This is a genomic window from bacterium, from assembly GCA_040757115.1.
Taxonomy (GTDB): Bacteria; UBA9089; CG2-30-40-21; order CG2-30-40-21; family SBAY01; genus JBFLXS01.
This window is the reverse complement of sequence record JBFLYA010000281.1, coordinates 1-4,733: the sequence shown is the minus strand read 5'-3', so window position 1 is coordinate 4,733 and position 4,733 is coordinate 1. Positions and strand designations below refer to the sequence as shown.

The following is a 4,733-nucleotide window of genomic DNA, read 5'->3' as shown; positions in this document are numbered from 1 at the left end:
CACTAATCTCTAATTCGCTTTTTGGTATGTGGAATTTGGTGTTTATTTGAGATTTGGTGCTTGGGATTTGGGATTTTTTTTACTTATCCACTCTGAGTAAAGTTTTGACTAATAACTGCTATATATCTTCTTTTTTTATGTCTGAATTGAAGGTTTTCTTCCTTTTTTCTTGCATTTTGCTATTCCCTGTGTTATAATTAAAAATATGAATCATTCCTTTAATTCAAACAAAGGTATAGCATTAATAATGACCTTATGGCTGGTGATGATACTTGCCATTATGGCATTTGAAATAGTAAATCTAATGCGAGTTGAATCAAATGTCGCCATCAATTTTAAGGAAGATGCCCAGGCATATTCTTTAGCCGAAGCAGGTGTTATTCAGGCGATAAATTCTTTGCTTACCGACGAATCTAAAGATTATGATTCTCTTGAAGATTCCTGGGCAAAGGAAATCTCTCAAGAATTACAAATTGGTAGTTTTACCGTTAAAATCGTTGATGAACAAAGAAAGATAAATATTAATGAAATAGACGCAAACATTTTACAGGAATTCATTAAACGATTTGTTTCAACAAAGACTGATGAATTAACTGAAAATATCTGTGATTTTAAAGACGCAAATTTTAAAAAATGGGACGGAAGGCAAGAGGAAAGAGACAATAAAAATCTATTATTTGACACTATCTATGAGTTACAATTGGTAAAAGAAATGGTGTTTGATGAAAAAAATCTTTTTTATGACATTAAAGATTACATTACGGTTGTTGGACCAATAAACCTGAATATTATTGATGTCCCAATTCTTGCTACCTTGATGTATCAAACAGGAACACAGACCGAGAGGCTAAAATTAGAGCAAAAAATCGAAGAATATGAAAATTTGGCAAATAAAGCTATTGATTTTAGAAAGGCGAAAAAAGAAGGTGAAGGGGCATTACCTTATATCATTTCTAATACCGAGACAAGACTTATAACCGCTCTGGGTAAAGAACATTATGAAAACATAAAACCTTTTATTACCTGGCTTGGGAAGATAAATGTTAATACCGCCTCTAAAGAAGTTTTGTATGCTTATTTTTTAGGGACATTAGGGGCTGATTCGACTCATTTTGCGGATGAGATAATTAGTGCCCGCAATAAATCCCCATTTAAAACATATCTTGAGTTAGATGATAGAATAGCGGAGTTTAATACCATTAAAAAGGCTAATGATTATCTCCCGGTGCGTGAATATCTTACAGTAAAATCTGCCCAGTTTACGATTGAATCCGTAGGACATTTAACCAACAGCCCTTTTACAAAAAAAATAACAGCCATTGTTGAACGAGAAGAAAAAAGTGGGAAATTTCAGGTAAAGATAATTAGCTGGCATGCAAGTTAAGATTATATTCACAAATTTCGTAATTATTCTGCCACAGATAGAGACGGATGAAACACGAAAAATTCGTGAATCGTGTCCGGTATCCGTGTCCGTAATTAGGCTCAAGGGTTTTTCTGAAAATAAGGAAGTAGAAAGTAGAGAGTAGAAAGTAAGGAAAGACAATCCTCTTCTTTCTCTTTCTACCCTCTACTATTTTCATCCTCCTATGTGCCGACTTGTCGGCATGACCGTTTCTCCTGAAAATGAGTGTCAGTGACAGTTAAGGAATTCAACCTTTCTTCACTGACACTGACACTCACACTGACACTTCCAACTTTTTCTTTTGACATTTTGTTGCAGATATGTTATTATTAAATCATTGAGGGATAAGTTATGTTAAAGAGATATATAATTTTTATAAGTCTATGTATATTGATGACTAATCTTACTTTTGCCGAGGAGTTTGGTAAAAATAAGGTTAGATATAAAGGATTTACCTGGTCTGTGCTTCAAACTGAACATTTTGAGGTATATTATAATTCAGAGATAGAAGATTTAGCCAGAATATCGGCTAAAATGGCTGAAGATGCCTATGAAAAAATCAGTGCTGATTTAAAATATAATGTCTCAAAATTAATCCCTTTTGTTATCTTTAAATCCCATTATGATTTTCAACAAACAAATATTATCCTTGAGTTAATCGAAAGAGGTGTAGGTGGTTTTGCCGAGATTTTTAAGTATCGAATGGTTATACCGTTTACCGGAAGCTATAAGAGATTACAAACCGTCATCACCCACGAACTGACCCATGTCTTTTCCTACGACATTTTATATCGTGAGGCTTTACAAACTATGTTTTCATCTCAAGCCTTTATAGCTCCACCTTTATGGCTGATGGAAGGATTGGCAGAATATGAGACCGGGGATTTAGATACAATGGGACATACAGTTTTATCTGATGCCGTCTTTGAAAATAATATTATTCCTCTCTCAGATTTATCAGATTTTTCCGGGTTGCCAAATGTATATTTAGCCTACAAACAAAGCCACTCCTTACTCAGATATATTGCCAAAACTTATGGAGAGGATAAAATACATCTTTTGTTAAGAAGATTTAAGGCACAGCCGAATGTTGAGAGTATGATTAAAACCTCTCTGGGCGTAAGTATGGAAAATTTAGAGAATGATTGGATAAAATTTTTACAGCAAAAGTATTATCCTGAATTAACCAGGCGTAAATTACCAACAGAATTCGGAAAGATAGTTGTCGAAAGCCGTGATAAATTTTATTCCCATCCAACATTTTCTCCTGGTGGAGATATGCTTGCGGTTGTCTCTTATGAATCCGGAGAACCAGAAATTGTCATCATACGACTTAAGGATGGTAAAGTAATTGAAAGAATTACTAAAGGTATGGTAACCCGTAATTTTGAAGAACTTAATATTGAATCAAGAGCAATTTCCTGGTCTGGTGATGGTTCTAAAATCGCCTTTATCGCTAAAACAAAAGGGAAAGATGCCATATTTATCTTCGATGTCTTTACCTCTAAAATTAAAGAGATAATAGAAATAGATAAATTTGATGAAATATCTTCAATATCCTTTTCCTCAGATGGTAAAAGTCTGGCTGTTTCTGCCTTAGGTAATGGTCACAGTAAAATATATTTAATTGAAGATGATAATATCGTTCAATTAACCTCTGGCGACTCACTTGACCATCAGCCTATTTGGTCTAAAAATGGGGAATATATTGCCTATGTTAAAGAAAGGGATGGGATTTCTAATATTTGTGTCATTTCACCTAAGACAAAAGAAGAAATAATAACTACCACTCAAGACGGCTATAAAAAAGACCCATTCTGGTCAGATGATAGTAAAGTTATATTTTATTCATCAGATGCGGATGGTGTATTCAATATCTATGGTTATAATTTAGAGACAAAAGAAGTAGCAACGGTAACAAACTGTATTGGTGGTGCTTTTCAAGGAAGTATTTCACCGCAGGGAGAGGTAGTTTTTGTTTCATATTATCAACAGGGATATAGATTATATCTAATGGAAGATTTAAAACTTTCATGGAATAAACCTGAAACATCAGGAACAGAGACAAAAATAGCCGAAGTCAAACGAATAGAAAAGGCTAAAATCTATGAATATTCACCTAAATTCTCTTTTGATTGGCGGCAGGGAGGATTTATTTACAGTTCTTCTCAAGGGATGTCAGCTAGTTTAGAATTCTCAGCCTCAGATGTTCTTGGAAATCATAGGTTCGCACTTCTATTAGACAATGCATCCTCACTGAGCAATGACCTTAACTTTCAACTTTCTTACGGTTATTTAACTAAAAGACCATCATATCTGGTTGAGGTTTTTAATTGGTCTGATTTTTATAGTTTTACGGATAAAGATATTACCGAGCAAGAATACGGAATAGTAGGCAGTATGGAGTATCCTTTTAGTAAATTTAGACGCGTAGAATTAGGCCTGGTCAGCGAGGTAACTTCAAAGGAAGAAGTTACTATGGAAGATATAAAATATGAGAAAGAAGGCATAGATTATTTCTTTGTTTCATTAGTTAAGGATACGACCAATTGGGGTTATTTTGGGCCTTTAAGTGGAGGCAGAAGTAGAGTAAGTGTCGAACAAACTGTTCCACTTATTCATCATCAAGCAAGATACACTAATTTTAAAACCGACTATCGTCAATATCTCCGATTAACCCGACGGTCAAACTTTGCCTTTCGTCTTTTTAGTGTTGTAAGTAAAGGTAGAGACCGCCGAGAATTCCCATTAGGAGGACGGGAATTTGGAGTTTTAAGAGGATATGAAGCCGGAGAATTCTGGGGCAATTATATCATCCTGGCAAATACAGAACTCAGACTACCTTTAATCGATGAGATTAAATTTGCGATACCTGTTTCGATTAGAAACATTCGGATGGTAATATTTGCGGATGTAGGTTCTACCTGGTCTAAAGGCGAAACACTTACCAGAAGACATCATTCTACCGATGAGAAAAAAGATACTGATTTAAAAGCGTGTTATGGTTTGGGATTTAGAGTGCTTTTAGGCTTTTTCCCCATAAAAGTAGATTATTCCTGGAATACAGATTTTGTTGATACTGAAAAGGCAAAAGGTAATTTTAGTATTGGATATGATTTTTAAGATTTTAAGTAACTATTCAGCCCACGGATGGACACAGATAAAACACTGAAAATTCGTAAATTGTGTCCGTTTTCCGTGTCCGTAATCAGGTTGAAGGTTTTTCCTCCTTCTGTCCTCTGCCTTCTGTCCTCTGCTTTCTGCCCTCTGCCTTCTGCCCTCTGCCTTCTGCCTTCTGCCTTCTGCCCTCTGCCTTCTGCCCTCTGCC

Annotated in this window: 3 protein-coding genes; 2 read left to right on the top strand and 1 reads right to left on the bottom strand. The window is 35.2% G+C overall.

Features of this window, described 5'->3' with window-relative positions:
- The first annotated feature begins 205 nt into the window (after positions 1-205).
- Positions 206-1,384 (top strand): type II secretion system protein GspK, encoded by a 1,179-nt coding sequence (locus AB1422_17030; protein ID MEW6621007.1) that lies wholly within the window; start codon positions 206-208, stop codon positions 1,382-1,384.
- Here AB1422_17030 and AB1422_17025 read toward each other — a convergent pair.
- A complete protein-coding gene (locus tag AB1422_17025) occupies positions 1,365-1,583 on the bottom strand; it encodes a hypothetical protein (protein ID MEW6621006.1) in 219 nt (72 codons plus the stop codon). The genes AB1422_17030 and AB1422_17025 overlap by 20 nt on opposite strands.
- A gap of 173 nt (positions 1,584-1,756) precedes the next feature.
- Between AB1422_17025 and AB1422_17020 the strand changes: the two genes are divergently transcribed.
- On the top strand, positions 1,757-4,528 hold the full coding sequence (locus tag AB1422_17020) for a BamA/TamA family outer membrane protein (protein MEW6621005.1): 2,772 nt from the start codon (positions 1,757-1,759) through the stop codon (positions 4,526-4,528).
- Positions 4,529-4,733: the final 205 nt, after the last annotated feature.